The organism is Streptomyces aureus (genome assembly GCF_000725495.1).
GTDB lineage: Bacteria > Actinomycetota > Actinomycetes > Streptomycetales > Streptomycetaceae > Streptomyces > Streptomyces aureus_B.
This window is the reverse complement of the sequence record NZ_JNZD01000012.1, coordinates 180,166-197,892: the sequence shown is the minus strand read 5'-3', so window position 1 is coordinate 197,892 and position 17,727 is coordinate 180,166. Positions and strand designations below refer to the sequence as shown.

Annotated in this window: 14 protein-coding genes and 2 tRNA genes; 12 read left to right on the top strand and 4 right to left on the bottom strand. The window is 71.3% G+C overall.

Annotated elements, in window-relative coordinates:
• Positions 1–191 precede the first annotated feature (191 nt).
• A complete protein-coding gene (locus tag IO36_RS18540; RefSeq protein WP_003959770.1) occupies positions 192–605 on the bottom strand; it encodes an SsgA family sporulation/cell division regulator in 414 nt (137 codons plus the stop codon).
• A 191-nt stretch (positions 606–796) separates the two neighbouring features.
• Between IO36_RS18540 and IO36_RS18535 the strand changes: the two genes are divergently transcribed.
• The 7 genes from IO36_RS18535 to IO36_RS18505 all read left to right on the top strand — a co-directional run bounded on the left by IO36_RS18535 (position 797) and on the right by IO36_RS18505 (position 8,933).
• Positions 797–1,231, top strand: coding sequence for a TIGR02611 family protein (locus tag IO36_RS18535; RefSeq protein ID WP_037621216.1), 435 nt, complete (start codon positions 797–799; stop codon positions 1,229–1,231).
• Between the two features lie 66 nt (positions 1,232–1,297).
• Positions 1,298–1,369, top strand: a tRNA-Val gene (locus tag IO36_RS18530).
• A 989-nt stretch (positions 1,370–2,358) separates the two neighbouring features.
• Positions 2,359–3,648 (top strand): ABC transporter substrate-binding protein, encoded by a 1,290-nt coding sequence (locus tag IO36_RS18525; protein WP_037621215.1) that lies wholly within the window; start codon positions 2,359–2,361, stop codon positions 3,646–3,648.
• Positions 3,649–3,659: 11 nt separating this feature from the next.
• Positions 3,660–4,616, top strand: a complete 957-nt coding sequence (locus tag IO36_RS18520; RefSeq protein ID WP_037621239.1) for a carbohydrate ABC transporter permease — start codon at positions 3,660–3,662, stop codon at positions 4,614–4,616.
• Positions 4,613–5,497, top strand: a complete 885-nt coding sequence (locus IO36_RS18515) for a carbohydrate ABC transporter permease (protein WP_051900614.1) — start codon at positions 4,613–4,615, stop codon at positions 5,495–5,497. The genes IO36_RS18520 and IO36_RS18515 overlap by 4 nt, the downstream gene beginning before the upstream one ends.
• Position 5,498: 1 nt before the next feature.
• The gene (locus IO36_RS18510; protein ID WP_037621213.1) at positions 5,499–6,116 is read left to right on the top strand and encodes a hypothetical protein; all 618 of its coding nucleotides are present in this window, start codon (positions 5,499–5,501) and stop codon (positions 6,114–6,116) included.
• Positions 6,117–6,209: 93 nt separating this feature from the next.
• Positions 6,210–8,933: an exo-rhamnogalacturonan lyase family protein gene (locus tag IO36_RS18505; RefSeq protein ID WP_037621212.1), complete on the top strand. Its 2,724-nt coding sequence runs from the start codon at positions 6,210–6,212 to the stop codon at positions 8,931–8,933.
• Positions 8,934–8,954: 21 nt separating this feature from the next.
• Here IO36_RS18505 and IO36_RS18500 read toward each other — a convergent pair whose 3' ends face one another.
• On the bottom strand, positions 8,955–11,357 hold the full coding sequence (locus tag IO36_RS18500) for an SCO7613 C-terminal domain-containing membrane protein (protein WP_037621211.1): 2,403 nt from the start codon (positions 11,355–11,357) through the stop codon (positions 8,955–8,957).
• Positions 11,358–11,482: 125 nt separating this feature from the next.
• On the opposite strand from IO36_RS18500, the gene IO36_RS18495 reads away from it, so the two are divergent.
• Both IO36_RS18495 and IO36_RS18490 read left to right on the top strand, forming a co-directional pair.
• The gene (locus IO36_RS18495; protein ID WP_037621209.1) at positions 11,483–11,929 is read left to right on the top strand and encodes an SRPBCC family protein; all 447 of its coding nucleotides are present in this window, start codon (positions 11,483–11,485) and stop codon (positions 11,927–11,929) included.
• Positions 11,930–11,968: 39 nt separating this feature from the next.
• Positions 11,969–12,040, top strand: a tRNA-Val gene (locus IO36_RS18490).
• A gap of 79 nt (positions 12,041–12,119) precedes the next feature.
• On the opposite strand, the gene IO36_RS18485 is transcribed toward IO36_RS18490, so the two are convergent.
• Complete coding sequence (locus tag IO36_RS18485; RefSeq protein ID WP_037621208.1) at positions 12,120–12,845, bottom strand: 3'-5' exonuclease; 726 nt, start codon at positions 12,843–12,845, stop codon at positions 12,120–12,122.
• 170 nt (positions 12,846–13,015) lie between these two features.
• On the opposite strand from IO36_RS18485, the gene IO36_RS18480 reads away from it, so the two are divergent.
• The 3 genes from IO36_RS18480 to thrS all read left to right on the top strand — a co-directional run bounded on the left by IO36_RS18480 (position 13,016) and on the right by thrS (position 17,023).
• Complete coding sequence (locus tag IO36_RS18480) at positions 13,016–13,582, top strand: DUF4365 domain-containing protein (RefSeq protein ID WP_037621207.1); 567 nt, start codon at positions 13,016–13,018, stop codon at positions 13,580–13,582.
• Entirely contained in the window at positions 13,579–14,796 is a 1,218-nt protein-coding gene (locus IO36_RS18475; protein WP_037621205.1) for a hypothetical protein, read from the top strand. Before IO36_RS18480 ends, IO36_RS18475 begins: the two co-directional genes overlap by 4 nt.
• Before the next feature lie 250 nt (positions 14,797–15,046).
• A complete protein-coding gene (thrS, locus tag IO36_RS18470) occupies positions 15,047–17,023 on the top strand; it encodes a threonine--tRNA ligase (RefSeq protein WP_037621204.1) in 1,977 nt (658 codons plus the stop codon).
• Between the two features lie 40 nt (positions 17,024–17,063).
• Here the strand turns inward: thrS and IO36_RS18465 are convergent, their stop codons facing one another.
• Positions 17,064–17,720, bottom strand: coding sequence for a potassium channel family protein (locus tag IO36_RS18465; RefSeq protein ID WP_037621203.1), 657 nt, complete (start codon positions 17,718–17,720; stop codon positions 17,064–17,066).
• Positions 17,721–17,727 lie beyond the last annotated feature (7 nt).

The following is a 17,727-nucleotide window of genomic DNA, read 5'->3' as shown; positions in this document are numbered from 1 at the left end:
GTGGGGGAGAGGGGAGAGAGGGGGCGGGTGGGGGTGCGGGTGGCTGGGATGGGCGGAGGTGTGTGGACGTGCAGCGGCGCCGCCACCGCGAAACCCTTCGCGGTGTCGGCGCCGGTGCCTTCCCTATGCGGTTGTCTAGGCCCGAGCCGTCTCCCCGAGTGGACGGCGCCGGGCGGCTCTGTCGTGACGCGTCAGCTCTCGGCCAGGATGTGTGAGAGCTCCGTGTCGAGATCGAAGTGCCGGTGTTCCGTGCCGGGCGGCACGGCTGCGTCCGTTCGCTTCAGGAATGACTCCAGGGCCCTCGCAGGGGCTTCGAGCAGGGCTTCACCTTCCGGGGAGCTCAGGGCGATGCATACGACGCCCTGGCCGTGGCTCCGGGACGGCCAGACTCGGACGTCGCCGGTGCCGGTGGGCCGGTGGAGGCCTTCGGCGAGGAGGTCGCGGGCGAACACCCACTCGACGGTTTCCTCGGCTCCGGTGTGGAAGGTGGCGTGCACGGCATAGGGATCGGCCGTGTCATACCGCAGTCCTGCGGGTACAGGCAGTGAGGACTCGCTCGACACAACGAGGCGCAGGTGCAGCTCGCAGCTGACCGTGGTGTTCATAAGCGCCAGGGCCTTTCGCTCAGTGTGCGCTCGGGGATTCGCACGTCGGCGAAATCGACATGCCACCTACGGTGCCGTTGTAAACCCCTCTGAGGGTTTTGCATGTCTTTATGTAACTCATCCGGCCGAGGGTGCGTTCTCCGGATAGGGCCATTCCGGTGACTGGTTTCTCTCGGGTAGGGTTTGGTCGTATGAATACGGGGAGTGACGAGACGGGCGATGTCGCCACGGCGGGCGACGGGGCGGAGAATGAGCGAGCGCTCGGTTCGAGGGCGCCTCAATTCATCAAGGCCCGCCGGGCGCTGCATGTGAGCTGGCAGGTGGGTGTTTTCGTCGTCGGGCTCGCGGTGGTCGTCGCGGGTGTGATCATGCTTCCGCTGCCGGGGCCGGGGTGGTTGGTGATCTTCGGTGGCATGGCGATCTGGGCGACCGAGTTCGTGTGGGCGCAGTTGGTGCTTCGCTGGACGAAGCGCAAGGTCACCGAGGCGACGCAGCGGGCGCTCGATCCCAAGGTGCGGCGCCGCAACATCATCCTCACCTCGGTCGGGCTCGTGATCGTCGCGGTGCTGGTCGGGGTGTACCTGTGGAAGTTCGGCTTCGTCATGCCGTGGAGCATCCCGGAGTGAGGGGTCCGGGCCGTTCGGGCTGGTCGAAGGCACCCCGTGACATGGGGTAATGTTCTTCCTGCGCCCGGGCGATTAGCTCAGCGGGAGAGCGCTTCGTTCACACCGAAGAGGTCACTGGTTCGAACCCAGTATCGCCCACACGGAGGAGACGGCTCCGGTCCACTGCATCGTGGACCGGGTCGGGGCCGTGCCGGTGCATCAGCCCGTCGCCGTCGGACGGAGATGTGGACGTTAGTGGCGACGGGCATCGATGTACCGGCACGGCCCCTCACGCCGTATGCCGACTGCGGCCGCCACTCGTACACGCAGGATCCCTGACTGCCGGCACATCATGGCTGGCGCGCCACTGGTTTGCCCCCTTGACTGTCGCGGGCTCGGTTCAGCCCCGGCCGGCGAAAGGTCCGGTGTGGGCCAGGGAAGCTCGGTTCCTCTGCCCCCACACCCCCAGCCCCTCCGGCGTGCGGGGAGTGGGGTCCGGGGCGGAGCCCAGGGGTGCCTTCCCCCCGGCCCGCCTTCCGGATGCGGGGAAGGGGTGCCTTTCCCCCGGCCCGCCTTCCGGATGCGGGGAAAGTTCAGCCCCTCCGGCGTTTGAGGAGCGGGGTCTGGGGCGGAGCCCCAGGTACGGGAAGGGTAGGGGCGGAGGGGGCGAAAGAAGGCTGGTGCTCGGCCCGGTTCCGGCCCCGGGTCCGGGCGAGGGTGCGGGCAGAGCGAGTCGGGGCTGCGGGGTGGCCGGCCCAGGTGGGCGCTGGAGTTCGGTGGGGGCCAGGGCCAGGGCTCGGGGGTGCTGGAGCTCGGTGGGGAAGAAGGCCCCGGTGGGCCCCCATCCTCACGCTCCGTTCCCCCCGTCAGGGCCAACACCCCGTCAGCCCCCCTCCCAGCAGTACATTTTCGGCCGCGCCCCGACCCCCGCGCCCCGTTCGGCCGGCCGGTCGCGGGGGCCCCACCTGCGTACTCCCGTACGAGCCCGCCGACCCGGTCCGAACCCCCTCCGTGACGGAATCCGATCGCCGGACGTCAATTCCTGTCCGAATCATTGACGCACCCGAACCACCTCCGTACCTTGTGCCAGCAAGCGCTTACTTGAAACGATTCATGCAGACGGTGTCGACGTGCGGGGAGGCCCGGCAGTGGGGAACAACGGGAGTGTCGAGCGGCGGACGGTGCTCAAGGCGGCCGGGGTCTCGGTGGCCGCGCTGGGGCTGGGTGCGGCGACCGGCTGTGGTGGGAGCGGAAGCGGCGCCGGGGACGGGACGGTGACGATCCGTTATGCCTGGTGGGGTGCGGACGAGCGGGCGAAGCGGATCAACCGGTCCATCGAGCTCTTCGAGAAGAAGTACCCGAAGATCAAGGTGCAGACGGACTTCCAGGATTATGTGGCCTTCTGGGAGAAGTTCCAGACACAGGCGGCGGGCGGAAATCCGCCGGACGTATTCCAGAACGCCGTCGGATTTCTGCGGAAGTACGACAAGCGAGGGATCCTGCTGGACCTCAAGTCCCAGATAGATGCCGGAAATCTGAGTCTGAAAAACTTCCGTGCCGGAGTCGAGAAGGTCGGCCAGGTGGACGGAAAGCAGCTCGGAATTCCGGTCGGATCCAACACCATGTCACTTGTCGTCGACGAGAAGGTGTTCGAGAAGGCGGGCATCCAGCCGAAGCAGGGCTGGACCTGGGACGAGTACTTCGCCGCTCTCAAGAGGATCCACGACACCCAGAAGGTGGCCGGCGACACCGGGTACTTCGCCATCATGTACCTGTACGACCTCTACCTCCGGCAGAACGGCAAGGCGTTCTTCACGAAGGACGGACTCGGTTTCGACGAGGCGGATCTGACGGAGTGGTGGACCGACGGCTACAACCGTGTGAAGGCCGGCATCATCACCGATCCCAAGCGGGTCGAACAGGACAAGCCGAAGTCCTCCCTCTCGGCGGGCCACGCGGCCTCCGAGTTCACCTGGGACAACTTCACGGTCCGTTATACGGCGGAAGGCGACAGCACTTACGGTCTGGCACCGATCCCGACGACCGACGGCAAGCAGACCGGCCAGTACCTCGCCTCGCTGATGCTCAGCGCGTCCGCGCACACGAAGCATCCGGAGGAGGTCGCCCGGTTCATCGACTTCATGGTCCACGACCCCGAGGTCGGCAGGATCATGGGCTACGACCGAGGCATCCTCGCCACCACCGAGCAGTTCGACGCGTTCAAGCCGTCCGACGCTCCGAGCAAGGCCATCGCGCAGTACGAGCAGGACGTCGCCGCGGCCGGTGTCCTCGGCACCATCACCCCGCACCCCGCGGGCGCCGACACCGTCGAGTCCGCCTTCCTGCGCATCGGCGGTGACATGTCCCAGGGGACGACCAAGGTCTCCGACGCGGTGAAGCAGTTCTTCTCCGAGGCGAAGACCGCCCTCGCCGTCTGATGGGAACCGCCGTGACGCTCGTCAAGGACTCACCGCCCGGTACGGCACCGGCACGCCTCGGGGCTCCCGGCGCGGTCCGCCGTCGGCGGCGCGGGGAGAATCTCGCCGGCTACCTCTTCATGTCGCCCTGGATCGCGGGCTTCCTGCTCCTGACCGCGGGCCCGATGGCCGCCTCCCTCTATTTCGCCTTCACCGACTACAACCTCTTCGACGCGCCCCGGTGGATCGGCCTCGACAACTTCACCGCCCTGTTCGACGACCCCCGGTGGCAGAAGTCGGTCGAGGTGACGGCCAAGTACGTCGTCATCGGAACGCCGCTCAAACTGCTGCTGGCGCTCGGGGTGGCCCTGCTCCTCGCGCAGAGCCGTCGCGGCCAGGCCTTCTACCGGGCCGCTTTCTACGCCCCGTCGCTGATCGGCGCGAGCGTCTCGGTCGGCTTCGTCTGGCGCGCCCTGTTCTCCGACGGCGCCGTCGTGGACCGTACGCAGTCGTTCCTCGGACTCGGCTCCGGAGGCTGGGTCGGCGACCCGGGACGGGTGCTCTACAGCCTGGTGGCCCTCACCGTCTGGCAGTTCGGCGCCCCCATGGTCATCTTCCTGGCCGGACTCAAACAGGTGCCGAGGGAGCTGTACGAGGCGGCGGAGGTGGACGGCGCGGGACCGCTGCGCCGGTTCTGGAGCATCACCCTGCCGATGCTGTCCCCGGTGCTGTTCTTCAACGTGCTCCTGGAGACGATCCACTCGTTCCAGATCTTCGGCTCGGCGTACGTCGTGTCCAACACCACCTGCGGTCCGGCCGACGCGACGCTCGTCTACACCTGCTACCTCTACCAGAAGGGTTTCAAGGAGTCCCAGATGGGCTTCGCCTCCGCCATGGCCTGGATGCTGCTGCTCGCGGTCGCGCTGGTCACGGCCGTCCTCTTCTGGTCCCAGAAGCGCTGGGTGCACTACGAGGAGGACGTCCGATGAGCGGCGCGGGCGGAAAGGTGATCGGCACCGGCGCCCCGGGGCGTGTGCGGGGGCGTCGTGGCTCGCTCGCCTGGCACGCGGGGGCCCTGCTGGTCCTCGCGGTCGTCCTCTATCCCGTGGTCTGGGTCGTCGGCGCCTCCTTCAAGCCGGGCCGCGAGATCATCGGCAGCCTGGAGCTGTTCCCGGCCGGACCCGTCCTCACCAACTTCACGGGTCTGGCCGACGGGATCGCCGACATCTCCATCGCCACCTTCTTCCAGAACTCCCTCTTCTACGCGCTCGGTTCCGTCGCCGGCATCCTGGTGTCCTGCTCGCTGACCGCGTACGCCTTCGCCCGGATCCCCTTCGCCGGGCGCAACGTCCTGTTCTCGCTGATGATCGGCACCCTCCTGCTGCCGTACCACGTGCTGCTGATCCCGCAGTACGTGATGTTCCAGAAGGCGGGGCTGGTCAACACCTATGTGCCGCTGCTGATCGGCAAGTACCTGGCCACCGAGGCGTTCTTCGTCTTCCTCATGGTGCAGTTCATGCGGAACCTGCCGCGCGAACTGGACGAGGCGGCGCGGCTCGACGGCTGCGGACACGCGCGCATCTACTGGTCGATCGTGCTGCCGCTGTGCCGCCCGGCCCTCATCACCAGCGCCATCTTCACCTTCATCAACGCCTGGAACGACTTCATGGGTCCGCTGATCTACCTGAACGAGCCCGGCAAGTACACGGTCTCGCTCGGCATGATGATGTTCCGCGACCAGGAGGGGGTCGCCAACTACGGTGGCATGATCGCGATGTCGCTGGTGGCGCTGCTGCCCGTGCTCCTGTTCTTCCTCGCCTTCCAGCGCTACCTGATCGACGGCATGGCGACGTCCGGACTGAAGGGCTGAGATGGGTGTCGTGCGGGCCAGGACCCGCGCCGGGGGCACGGACCGCGGGGCACCGCGGGAGTCCGTCCTTGCCGAGCGGTTCGCCGTCTTCGCGGAGTGTCTGCTGACCGGCGTGTGGATCGCGCTCGCCTCCCTGCCGCTGGTGACCGTTCCCGCCGCCTTCGCGGCCGGGGCACGGCATCTGCGCCGGCGCACGTCCCATGTGGGCGGCGGATGGCGGGAGTTCGTGGCCGATTTCCGGGCGGCCGGGCGGGGCGGCCGGCTCGTCGGGGTCGCCGGATGGGCCGGGGCGGGGGTCGTCTGGGTGGACGTCCGGGCGGTGCGGGCCGGAATCCCCGGCGGGTCGTTCGTCGGGGCCGTCGGTGTCCTCGCGCTGACCGGGGGAGTGGTCGCGGTGCTGCGCGCGGCCGCGGTCTGGGAGCCGGGGGCCGCGTGGCGCGGGCTGCTCGCGGATGCCGGGCGCGGGACCGTCCTCGATCCCGCCGGGTCCTTCCTGCTCGTCGGCGGGCTGTCCGTAGTGGTCTGCTCCGCCCTGCTCGTCCCGCCGCTCGCGGTCCCCGCCCTCGGGGCCGTAGCGGCGGCGGCCGTCGCCGTCGAGGAGCGCCGGCGGCGCCGCTGAGCCGGACACGGTCCACGGGCCGGGGCACCCCACTCCCCGGCCGAGGCCCAGATCTGTCATGCACCTGACTATCCCGTACGGAGAGGAAAGGCCATGTCGCCCATCCCCCGCAGGCCCCTGCTCAAGGCCGCCGCCGTCGCCGGAGCCGCCGCCCGGTTCAGCTGGGCTCTCGGCACCCCGGACGCGCAGGCGGCCACCGACCCGGACCCGGTGCGCCTCGACTGGCTGGAGGACGGCGGCCTCGGCGCCGCCCCCGGCTCCACCGTCGGCGTGCCCTGGCCCAGGGGTGTCCACCGGCCCGGGCAGACGTTCGCCCTCGAGGACTCCGCCGGAAATGCCGTTCCCGTGCAGTCCTGGCCCCTCGCGTACTGGCCGGACGGCTCCCTCAAATGGACTGCGCACGCCGTGAGTTCGGACGCGAGCGGGTTCACGCTGACCGCGGGGGAGCCGGCCGCCCCGGAGGCACGGGTGACGGTCGAGCGTGGCGGCGGCACGATCCGGGTGTCGACCGGGGTCGTCGCCGTGAAGGTCGGCACGAACGGGTCGGCGCTGGTGAAGTCCGTGACCCGCGGGACGACGGAGATCGCCCGCGACGGCCGGCTCGTCCTCGTCCGCCAGCCGGAGATCGAGGACGAGGACCAGGGCGCCGAGAAGTTCGAGCACTTCGAGAGCGCGATCTCGGGTGCCGAGGTCGAACAGGACGGGCCGGTCCGCGCCGTCGTCCGTGTCGACGGCAAGCACCGCAAGGGCGGCCGCAGCTGGCTTCCGTTCTCGGTCCGTCTGTACTTCTACGCGGGCACCGACTCCTTCCGCATGGTGCACACGATCACCTTCGACGGGACGCAGGAACCCGGGAAGAGCAGCGGTGACTTCGTCCGCGGGCTCGGCGTCCGCTTCACCGTGCCGATGCGGGACGCCGCCTACGACCGGCACATCCGGATCGGCGGCGAGGGCACCGGCCTGCTGCGCGAGGCCGTCCAGGGGATCACCGGGCTGCGCCGCGACCCCGGAGCCGCCGTCCAGACGGCCCAGTTCGCCGGCGAGAAGCTCCCCGACCCCTCCACCTGGGACCAGCGGGTCACCACCCGCCTTCCGTACATCCCCCGGTGGGGCGACTACACGCTCTCCCAGCTCTCCGCCGACGGCTTCACCCTGCGCAAGCGCACGAAGAAGGGCCACGGCTGGATCGCCGCGGGCGGCGGGCGGCGCGCCTGCGGCTTCGGCTACGTCGGCGGGCCGAGCGGCGGACTCTCCTTCGGGCTGCGGGACTTCTGGGAGAAGTTCCCCGCCCAGCTCGACGTCCGCGACGCCCACACCGACGAGGCCGAGGTCACCCTCTGGCTCTGGTCGCCCGAGGCGCGGCCCATGGACCTGCGCTTCTACCACGACGGCATGGGCCAGGACGCGTACGCCGAACAGCTCGAAGGCCTCAACATCACCTACGAGGACTACGAACCGGGCTTCGGCACCCCGTACGGCATCGCCCGTACCTCCGAACTGCTCTTCTGGGCCAACGAGTCGACTCCCGCGCCGGAGGAACTCGCCCGGCAGGCCGCGGCGGTGCGCGTCCTGCCGCAGCTGGCCGCGCCGCCCCGGCAGCTGATCGGGGCGAAGGTCTTCGGGCCGGGGCTCTACTCCGAACCCGACCGGTCGACCCCCGCCAAGGCGAAGATCGAGGACCACCTCGACTTCCTCTTCACCTATTACAAGGACCAGGTGGAGATGCGCCGTTGGTACGGCTTCTGGGACTACGGCGACATCATGCACTCGTACGACCCGGTCAGACACCAGTGGCGCTACGACGTCGGCGGCTACGCCTGGGACAACTCCGAGCTGTCGCCGGACCTGTGGCTGTGGTTCGCCTATCTGCGCAGCGGCCGCGCGGACATCTTCCGCTTCGCCGAGGCGATGACCCGGCACACCGGCGAGGTGGACGTGTACCACCTCGGCCAGTGGGCGGGCCTCGGCACCCGGCACGGGGTGCAGCACTACGCCGACAGCGCCAAACAGCAGCGCATCGCCAACACCACCTACCGGCGCTACTACTACTTCCTGACCGCCGACGAGCGCGTCGGCGACCTCATGCACGCCAACGTCGACTCCGACGAGACGTTCCTCGCCCTGGACCCGCTGCGCAAGATCCGCACCGAGCCGTACACCCCGGACCGGCACGCGCTGTCGATCGGTTTCGGAACGGACTGGAGCGGTCTCGTCTCGGCCTGGCTGACCGAGTGGGAACGCAGGGGGCCGAAGTGGGAGAAGGCCAGGGCGCGGGTGCTGTCGACGATGGAGACCATCGCCGCGCAGCCCAACGGATTCGTGCAGGGCTCGGGCCTGTACGACCTCGACACCGGCCGCTTCGCCGTCGCCGCCGCCCCGGTGGTCGGCGTCTCGCACCTGTCCGCCGTCTTCGGTCTCAACGAACTGTGCGCCGAACTCATCGACCTCGTCGACATGCCCGCCTTCAAGACGGCCTATCTCGACTACTGCCGCTACTTCAACGCCACCAAGGCCGAGCAGGCGGCCCGCTACGGCACCAACTTCGGCACGCTGCTGCTGTTCCAGGGGCACTCGCGCCTCGACGCGTACGCCGCCGTCCAGACGGGCGACGCGCAACTCGCCGCCCGGGCCTGGACGAAGTTCTACGCCTCCGACGGCTACACCGAGTCCTCGCCCTGGAAGACGGAGAAACTGAGCGGACCGGTCACCCTGGTGCCGGGCAGCGAGGCCGACTGGGTCTACACGAACGACACCGCGCTCTACGGCCTCGCCGCCATCGAGAACCTGGCCCTGCTCGGCGACCGGATGCCGTCCTGACCGGTCGCCGGTGACCTCCCGTCAGTCCATCCTCCCCAGCACCTCCCGCACCCGCCGTGCGTCACGGATCCGCTGCTCGTAGGTGGCCCCCAGCGCCAGCAGCAGCAGGCCGGCGAGTGCGGGAGGCGTCCAGCGCGGGAGCGCGTCCACGATCTGCACGATGTACGGGGCGAGTTCGTGCAGGGCGTCCAGGACGAGCACGGTGCCGCCGAGGACCAGCGGGGCCTGGAGCCGGTGCCGGGCACCGAGCAGGGTGACGGAGAGCGCCGCCAGCCCCAGCAGCAGCGGGCGCTGCCACCCTCCGTCGCCCCAGGCCGCCAGCAGGCTCGGCACGAGCGTCACCGACAGGCCCGGCGCGTACGCCGTCCACGACGACACCGAGGAGTCCGAGCGGCGCCGGTACGCGCCCAGGAGCAGGGCCGCGACGGTCACCGGCAGCGTGTAGGCCTCCGGGGACCCGACGCCCCAGGACGCGAGCCGCACCCAGGACGCCAGCACGAACAGGGCGGTGGCCGCGTATCCGACGGAACGCCGGTCCTCCCGTACGGCGGTGCCCGCGGCGATCACACCGCACAGGGCCAGCACCGTGGCCAGCAGGGTCGGTTCGGTCACCGCGAGCGCGACGGCGACCAGGCCGGCGAGGGCGCCGGTGATCTCGACGGACACGGTCGTCGGACCGTCCTCGGCGCGCGCGGCGAGCAGCGCGGCGGCCACCGGCACGATCAGTACGAGCAGGGCCGTGTGCGGGGGCTCGAGACCGAGGGCGGCACCGGACGCGCAGGCGAGGGCCGTCGCCCAGGCGAGGGCGGCGGGTGCCGCGACCGGGCCGAGGCCGGGACGGGTGGCGGCCGCCGCGAACAGGGCGGTCAGCGCGGCGAGCACGGCGAGCGTCGCGTTCTGGGACGGCAGCGCCAGGAGGGCGAGACCGAGGGAGGTGACCAGGGCCAGGATCCGCGCCGTCAGCGGGGAGCCGGTCCGCGGGGCGAACACGAGCAGGACCGCCGTGGTGAGCCCCTGGACGGACAGGGCTGCCGCGTAGGGGAGTTCGAGGGTCGCCGGGAGGACGAGCACCGTCGCCCACGCCAGGGTCAGCGCCCCGGCCAGGGCGTACGGACGCCACGCGACCGTACGGACGGCCGCCACCAGGGCCGCCGCGACGAGCGCGAGCACCAGCGGCGCGGTGCCCGAGTCCGCGGGCCAGGGCAGACCGTCCGTCACCGCGGCCCGCGCGTTCTCCGGAGCGCCGCCCCAGACGGAGCCCACCCGGCCGGCCGGTCCCAGCAGGCAGATCACGACCACGGGCAGGGCCCAGGTCACGGCGAGGGCCCCGACGCAGCCCGAGGCCAGGGCGAGCCCGCGACGGACCTGCGCCGGAAGGGCCGTTCCGGCGGCGGCCAGCAGGGCGATGCCGCACACCACATGACCGGGGACCGTCCACGCCTCGGGCAGGACGACGCGCAGCACGCCGCCGGCCGCCGCGACGGCGACGAGCCCGCCGGCGGTCGCCAGGCCCGTCGCCCCGGCCGTCGTGAGGCCCGGCTTCGGGGCACCCCACGCCGCCGTCAGCGCGATCGACGCGGCGAGCAGGAGGAGCGCCCCGGCGCGGGCGGCGGCGCCCGGACCCGCGGACGTGAAGGACAGCCAGCCGGCGGCGAAGGTGCCCCAGCCGCCCAGACCGTACGCCCCGACGGCGGCGACGACCCGGACTGGCGTCGTGTGCGGCCGCAGCGCGAGGACCGCGTCGAGCGCCGCCGTGACCAGGAGGGCGGCCGTGACGGCGTACGCGCCCGCGGAGGCGGCCACCGCCCACAGGAGCAGCGGCAACTGCGCCGCGGCCACCGCGGCGGGCAGCGGAAGGCGCGGTGCCGGGCGCCGGTTGCCGGGGGCGGCCGCCAGAAGGGGCGCGCCCAGCGCGATGCCGTACACCGCCCACAGGGCGGCCAGCGCGGCCGAGGCCGACGCCGTGTAGCCGACGCCGTCCGTGCCGGGAAGGGCGACCGCGTACAGCGCGTACGCGTCCAGGACCGTCAGCACGAGGCCGATCCCCGCCAGCGCCTCCGCCGTCGAACGCAGCCCGCGCCGCAGCAGGGGCACGGGCGCGCCGAGCGCGGCCAGCGTCACCGCGCCGAGCACCAGCGAGCGTCCCGTGATCCCGAGGTGCCCCCAGCCGACCAGCGTGAACGCGATGGCGGCGACGGCCAGCAGGATGCCGCCGAGGAGCAACAGGGCGTTCTGCACCCCGGGAGCGGACGTCTCGGGCCGCCGGGCCCCGGGAGCCGGGGCCGCAGGCCGTGCGGGCACCGGCTGGAGCAGATGGACCAGCCAGGCGCGGCGGGTCAGCAACACGGTCCGGCGCGCGTCGAGTTGCCGCAGCTCGGCGTCGAGGAGCCGCAACTCCTCGGCCGGGGACGGAATCTGGGTCATGGTCCGGAGTGTGGCCCCGCTCACGCCGCCCGGACATGAGTGCGGGTACTCACCCCGTACTCATCCGGATGCACGGACGCGGCCGGTACTTCCGGCAGCCGGGCCGTCGTGGGCACACTCGGACCATGGACTGGACCCACTACCGCTTCCGCGCCGTGTGGGAGCTGCCCGCGCCGCCCGCGCGCGTCTACCCCGCCCTGGAGCGGGCCGAGGACTATCCGGACTGGTGGCCCCAGGTGCGGGAGGTGACCCCCGTCGACGCGGACACCGGCGTCATCCGGATCCGCTCGGTCCTGCCGTACGACATCACCGTCACGGCCCGCGCGGCACGCCGGGACCCGGCCGCCGGCGTCCTGGAGATCGGGATGTCGGGCGATCTCGTCGGCTGGGCGCGCTGGACCCTCACCGCGGCCGGCCCGGGAACCCGCGCCCGTTACGACCAGGACGTGCACGTCACCACCCCGCTGCTGCGGCGGCTCGCCGTGCCGGGGCGTCCCTTCTTCCGCGCCAACCACGCCCTGATGATGCGCGCGGGACGACGCGGACTGAGGGCTCGCCTCGAAGCGGTTTGAACCCCACCCGCCGGGCCCTGTATTGTTCAGTCCGTTCCCGGGCGATTAGCTCAGTGGGAGAGCGCTTCGTTCACACCGAAGAGGTCACTGGTTCGAACCCAGTATCGCCCACCCGGAGAAGACCGGTCCGTCATCGGCGGACCGGTTTTTCGTTGTCCGCGCGCCGCCGCGCCCGGCCGGGCACGCCCGTTCAGGCCGCCGCCTGCAGGTCCGGGCGCAGCGGCCACGCCGGGTCCACCGCCTCCGGTGAACCGCTGCGCGCGAACCAGGCCTGGAGCCCGCGCGCCTGCGCCGCGTGCCACACCGTCTGGAGCGTGTGCAGCTCGGACGGCGACAGCCGGTCCAGCCGGGACGCGAACCGGCGTCCCAGCGCACGCACGACCTCCAGCGAGGCGAGCGCGTCGGCCGCCGCGTCGTGCGCGCCGTCCAGCGTCACCTCGTAGTGCGCGCACAGATCGGTCAGGGTGCGCCGGCCCTTGCGGTAGCGGTCCAGATGCTTGTCGAGGACGCGGGGATCGAGCACCCGCAGCGACGCCGACTCGAACCAGCGGTCCAGCGACGAGGCGCGGTGCCTGCGCAACTCCCGGTCCAGCAGGGTCAGGTCGAACGGGGCGTTCATCACCACCACCGGCCGGCCCGCCGCGGCCTGTTCGCCCAGCTCCCGGGCTATCTCCTCCATGACCGGCGACGGCCAGCGGCCGTTGCGCTGCAGATGGTCGTCCGTGAGCCCGTGCACCGCCGTGGCCCCCGCGGGCACCGGCACTCCCGGGTTCACCAGCCACCGGGTCACCCGCGGACGGGCACCCGCGGCGTCCTGGACCACGACGGCGGCCGACACGATCCGGTCGGTCTCGACGTCCACGCCCGTTGTCTCCGTGTCGAAAGCGGCCAAAGGGCCTTCGTACCAGCACGTCATACGAACACAACTCCTCGTTCACCCACGGCAGCTGACGCGCCGTCTTCTGCCTGTTTGGTGATACCCGGGCTGTTTGCGGCGTACGCCGGAAGGAGACAACAGAGGTACGGGTCTTTGCAGTTCAGCGACCCGCCACGGGGATACACCAAGCCTGGAAGGCTGTTGGACTCATGGCACTCGCGCAGCCCGAACGGGGCGGGCTGCTGCCCCAGCGGACGGCACCCCACCGCGGCTCACTGGCCACCACCGCCTGCATGGAGACCTTGCAGGTGGGCTACCTGCACGCGGTCGCGGCGGCCGCGGGCTGTTCGCTGTCCCAGCCGTTTCCCGACAACGGCATCGACTGGCACGTCAGCCACAGCGCCCCCGGGCACACGGTCGACGACGAAGTCACCATCAAGGTGCAGCTCAAGTGCACGTACCAGATCCCGCCGAACCCGCCGGGGCCCGCCTTCTCCTTCACGCTCGACAACGAGCACCTGGCGAAGCTCGCGCGCACCCCGGTCTCGGTACACAAGATCCTGGTCGTGATGCTCGTGCCCAGATCCCAGGACGACTGGCTGCGCGCCAGCCACGACCGCCTCGACCTGCGGCACTGCTGCTACTGGATCAACCTCGCCGGGCACGCCATCACGGGCCGGCGCCGGACCACCGTCCGCATTCCGACGGCCCGGATCTTCGACGACCGGGCCCTGTGCGAGATCATGACGCGGGTCGGGACGGGAGGCAGACCATGACACACCGCCCCGGCGACGAGGTCCTGCGGCCGGTGCGGCCGCACCCCGCCGAAGCCTTCTGGGACGATTCGCCGGCCCCCGACCAGGTGGACCCCGCCGTGCTCGGCGCGCTGCTGCGGCGGCACGGCTGGCAGCGCCGCGGGGGAGCCGCCGGACGGTACGGCCGGTGGACCCCACCCGGGCCCGGGGGCGGCGGCACCAGCCTGCTCGTGCCGGAGAACCGGGCCTTCCCCGACAGCGACGACCTCCTCGGCGAGGCGCTCGTCGCGCTGTCCCGCAGCGCCTCGCCGTCCGCGCGCAACGTGCTCCTCGCCCTCGTCGTGCCCAGCGACGAGATCCACTGGTGGCGTGACGTCCCCACCGGACCCGTGGGCGCGGCGCCCTGGACCGTGGAGGAGCAGACGCGCGGGGCCGCCCGGCGGATGCTGCTCGCCGGCGCGCTGGCCGCACGCGCGCGTGCCGGCTACTACGGAGCCCGCCACCGCAGGGGCGCCACCGCCTCCTTGGAGAACGTCCTGGTCGGCGCGGAACCGGGCGGCCGCGGGCTCACCGCCTTCGTGCCCGTCACCCCGGGCCGGCCGCTCGCGGTGCGCCTGCACGAGGCGCTGTGCGCGGCCCGCGAGGCCATCGACTACCAGCGGGCCACCGGCGGCATGGACGCCTTCGACGCCGCCGTGGAGGCGGGCGTCAGCCATGAGCTCACCGACGCCCTGGTGGCCCTCGTCCGGGGCACCGAGGGGGCCCGGATCACCGTCGAGTGGTCACCGGCCGCGGGCGTCCCGGAGGGCGGCGCGAACCCCGCCGAGCCCGTCGAGTTCTCGCCCGGCGACCTGCCCGTGCTGCGCGAGGCCGGGGCCCGCTATCTGCGCGAGGAGCCGTCCGTGCCGGTGCGGCTGACCGGCACCGTGGTCCGGATGCGCAGGTCGGGGCCGCGTGGGGCGGGCACGGTACGGCTGCGGGTCATCGCGGGCGCCGAGGTCCCGCACGTCCGCATGACCCTCGACGAGGAGGCGTACCGGATCGCGGGCCAGGCCCACATCGTCGGGCTGCCGGTCCGGGTGCACGGCCGCCTGGAGAGCCGCGGCGGCTTCCGCAGGCTCAGCGACGCCGGCGGGGTCGTACCGGTCCAGGTGGACGAGGCCGACCGGGACCGGCTGATGAAGTCGCTCCAGGAGAACCTGGACTTCTTCGAGGAGGCTTGCAGCGAGGACTGAGGTCCGCTCCGCGGGCCGGGCCGGGCGATCCGGCGGCGCGTGCCCCGAGGCGGGACCGGAGACGGGAGCGGAGGCCGGACCGGATACGGGACCGGAGGCCGGACCGGATGCGGACCGGGCGGTCCGCGGGACGGACCGGGGCGCACTGTCCACAACCGTTTCGCGGAGGGCACCCCGGGCTCGGTAGGATTCGGGGCATTGCCACGCCATGCCGTATGTGGTGTGGGACCCCTTCAGTCAGGAGAGACCGGTGTCAGACGTCCGTGTGATCATCCAACGCGATTCCGAGCGGGAAGAGCGCGTGGTGACGACGGGCACTACGGCCGCCGACCTCTTCACCGGCGAGCGCACCGTCGTCGCGGCCCGGGTGGCCGGCGAGCTGAAGGACCTCGCGTACGAGGTGAAGGACGGCGAGGAGGTCGAGCCCGTCGAGATCTCCTCCGAGGACGGCCTGAACATCCTGCGCCACTCCACCGCCCATGTGATGGCCCAGGCCGTGCAGGAGCTGTTCCCCGAGGCCAAGCTGGGCATCGGCCCGCCGGTCAAGGACGGCTTCTACTACGACTTCGACGTCGAGAAGCCCTTCACGCCCGAGGACCTCAAGGCCGTCGAGAAGAAGATGCAGGAGATCCAGCGGCGCGGCCAGCGCTTCTCCCGCCGTGTCGTCACCGACGAGGACGCCCGCGAGGAGCTCGCCGCCGAGCCGTACAAGCTGGAGCTCATCGGCATCAAGGGCTCCGCGTCCTCGGACGACGGCGCGGACGTCGAGGTGGGCGGCGGCGAGCTGACCATCTACGACAACCTCGACGCCAAGACCGGCGAGCTGTGCTGGAAGGACCTCTGCCGCGGTCCCCACCTGCCCACCACCCGCAACATCCCGGCCTTCAAGCTGATGCGCAACGCCGCCGCGTACTGGCGCGGCAGCGAGAAGAACCCCATGCTGCAGCGCATCTACGGCACCGCCTGGCCCTCCAAGGAGGAGCTGAAGGCGCACCTGGACTTCCTCGCCGAGGCCGAGAAGCGCGACCACCGCAAGCTGGGCAACGAGCTGGACCTGTTCTCCATCCCGGAGCAGATCGGCTCCGGCCTCGCCGTCTTCCACCCCAAGGGCGGCATCATCCGCCGGGTCATGGAGGACTACTCGCGCCGCCGGCACGAGGAGGAGGGCTACGAGTTCGTCTACACCCCGCACGCCACCAAGGGGAAGCTCTTCGAGACCTCGGGCCACCTGGACTGGTACGCCGACGGCATGTACCCGCCCATGCAGCTCGACGAGGGCGTGGACTACTACCTCAAGCCCATGAACTGCCCGATGCACAACCTGATCTTCGACGCGCGCGGCCGTTCGTACCGTGAACTCCCGCTGCGCCTCTTCGAGTTCGGCACGGTGTACCGCTACGAGAAGTCGGGCGTCGTGCACGGCCTGACCCGGGCCCGGGGCTTCACCCAGGACGACGCGCACATCTACTGCACCAAGGAGCAGATGGCGGAGGAGCTCGACAAGACGCTCACCTTCGTCCTGAACCTGCTCCGGGACTACGGCCTGACCGACTTCTACCTGGAGCTGTCCACCAAGGACCCGGAGAAGTTCGTCGGCTCGGACGAGATCTGGGAGGAGGCCACCGAGACGCTCCGCCAGGTCGCCGAGAAGCAGGGCCTGCCCCTGGTCCCGGACCCGGGCGGCGCCGCCTTCTACGGCCCGAAGATCTCCGTCCAGTGCAAGGACGCCATCGGCCGCACCTGGCAGATGTCGACCGTGCAGCTCGACTTCAACCTGCCCGAGCGCTTCGACCTCGAGTACACCGGCCCCGACGGCTCCAAGCAGCGCCCGGTCATGATCCACCGCGCGCTGTTCGGCTCCATCGAGCGGTTCTTCGCCGTGCTCCTCGAGCACTACGCGGGCGCGTTCCCGGCGTGGCTCGCGCCCGTCCAGGCGATCGGCATCCCGATCGGCGACGCGCACGTGGAGTACCTGCAGAAGTTCGCCGCCGAGGCGAAGAAGAAGGGCCTGCGCGTCGAGGTCGACGCGTCCTCGGACCGGATGCAGAAGAAGATCCGCAACGCGCAGAAGCAGAAGGTGCCCTTCATGGTCATCGCGGGCGACGAGGACATGGCGGCCGGCGCCGTCTCCTTCCGCTACCGCGACGGCTCCCAGGAGAACGGCATCCCGCTCGACGAGGCCCTCGCCAAGATCGCGAAGGTCGTCGAGGAGCGCACCCAGATCTGACCGGCGCCCGCCGCGGCCGGACCCGAAGCCCCCGGGAAGCTCAGCTTCCCGGGGGCTTCTCGTCGCCCTCGCGCGAGAACACCTGCAACAGCCAGGAGGAGAACGAGCCCGTCACCGCGCCGAGGAGCCCCAGACCGCACGCCATCATGAAGACCGCGATCGTCCGCCCCAGCGGCGTCACCGGCGTCACGTCCCCGTACCCGACGGTCGCGAGCGTGGAGGCCGCCCACCACACCGAGTCGCCGAAGGTGACGATCGTCGCGTGCGGCGCCTGGTACTCGGCCTGGTAGACGGCGAGGGCGCCCGAGAAACCGAGCAGCAGGACCGACAGGCTCGCGTAGAAGATCACCCGCGCGTACAGCGGGAGACGGGGCTCACCGTGGCGCCGCTGGACGGCGTCGTAGAGCTTGACCACCCTCAGCGGACGCATGAGCGGCAGGACGAGGACGATGGTGTCCAGCACGTGGTGCCGGACGAACCGCCGGCCCTGTCCGCTCAGCCGCCAGCGCACCAGGTAGTCCACCAGGAACGCCGCCCAGGTGGCCATGATCACCGAGAAGCAGATGTCGCGGGCCGTCTCGGGCAGCCGGTGCGCCAGGACGTGGACCGCGTAGGCGGCGAGGAACAGCAGCGACCCGAACGCGAGCGGTACCTCCGTGCGGCGCTCCCAGCGGGTCATCGGGCTGTCGTCGTCCATGGCCACA

Coding starts and splice junctions, on each gene's coding strand:
- IO36_RS18540 (WP_003959770.1), bottom strand. CDS start 605: ATGAACACCACGGTCAGCTGCGAGCTGCACCTGCGCCTCGTTGTGTCG.
- IO36_RS18535 (WP_037621216.1), top strand. CDS start 797: ATGAATACGGGGAGTGACGAGACGGGCGATGTCGCCACGGCGGGCGAC.
- IO36_RS18515 (WP_051900614.1), top strand. CDS start 4,613: ATGAGCGGCGCGGGCGGAAAGGTGATCGGCACCGGCGCCCCGGGGCGT.
- IO36_RS18510 (WP_037621213.1), top strand. CDS start 5,499: ATGGGTGTCGTGCGGGCCAGGACCCGCGCCGGGGGCACGGACCGCGGG.
- IO36_RS18505 (WP_037621212.1), top strand. CDS start 6,210: ATGTCGCCCATCCCCCGCAGGCCCCTGCTCAAGGCCGCCGCCGTCGCC.
- IO36_RS18500 (WP_037621211.1), bottom strand. CDS start 11,357: ATGACCCAGATTCCGTCCCCGGCCGAGGAGTTGCGGCTCCTCGACGCC.
- IO36_RS18495 (WP_037621209.1), top strand. CDS start 11,483: ATGGACTGGACCCACTACCGCTTCCGCGCCGTGTGGGAGCTGCCCGCG.
- IO36_RS18485 (WP_037621208.1), bottom strand. CDS start 12,845: ATGACGTGCTGGTACGAAGGCCCTTTGGCCGCTTTCGACACGGAGACA.
- IO36_RS18480 (WP_037621207.1), top strand. CDS start 13,016: ATGGCACTCGCGCAGCCCGAACGGGGCGGGCTGCTGCCCCAGCGGACG.
- IO36_RS18475 (WP_037621205.1), top strand. CDS start 13,579: ATGACACACCGCCCCGGCGACGAGGTCCTGCGGCCGGTGCGGCCGCAC.
- IO36_RS18465 (WP_037621203.1), bottom strand. CDS start 17,720: ATGGACGACGACAGCCCGATGACCCGCTGGGAGCGCCGCACGGAGGTA.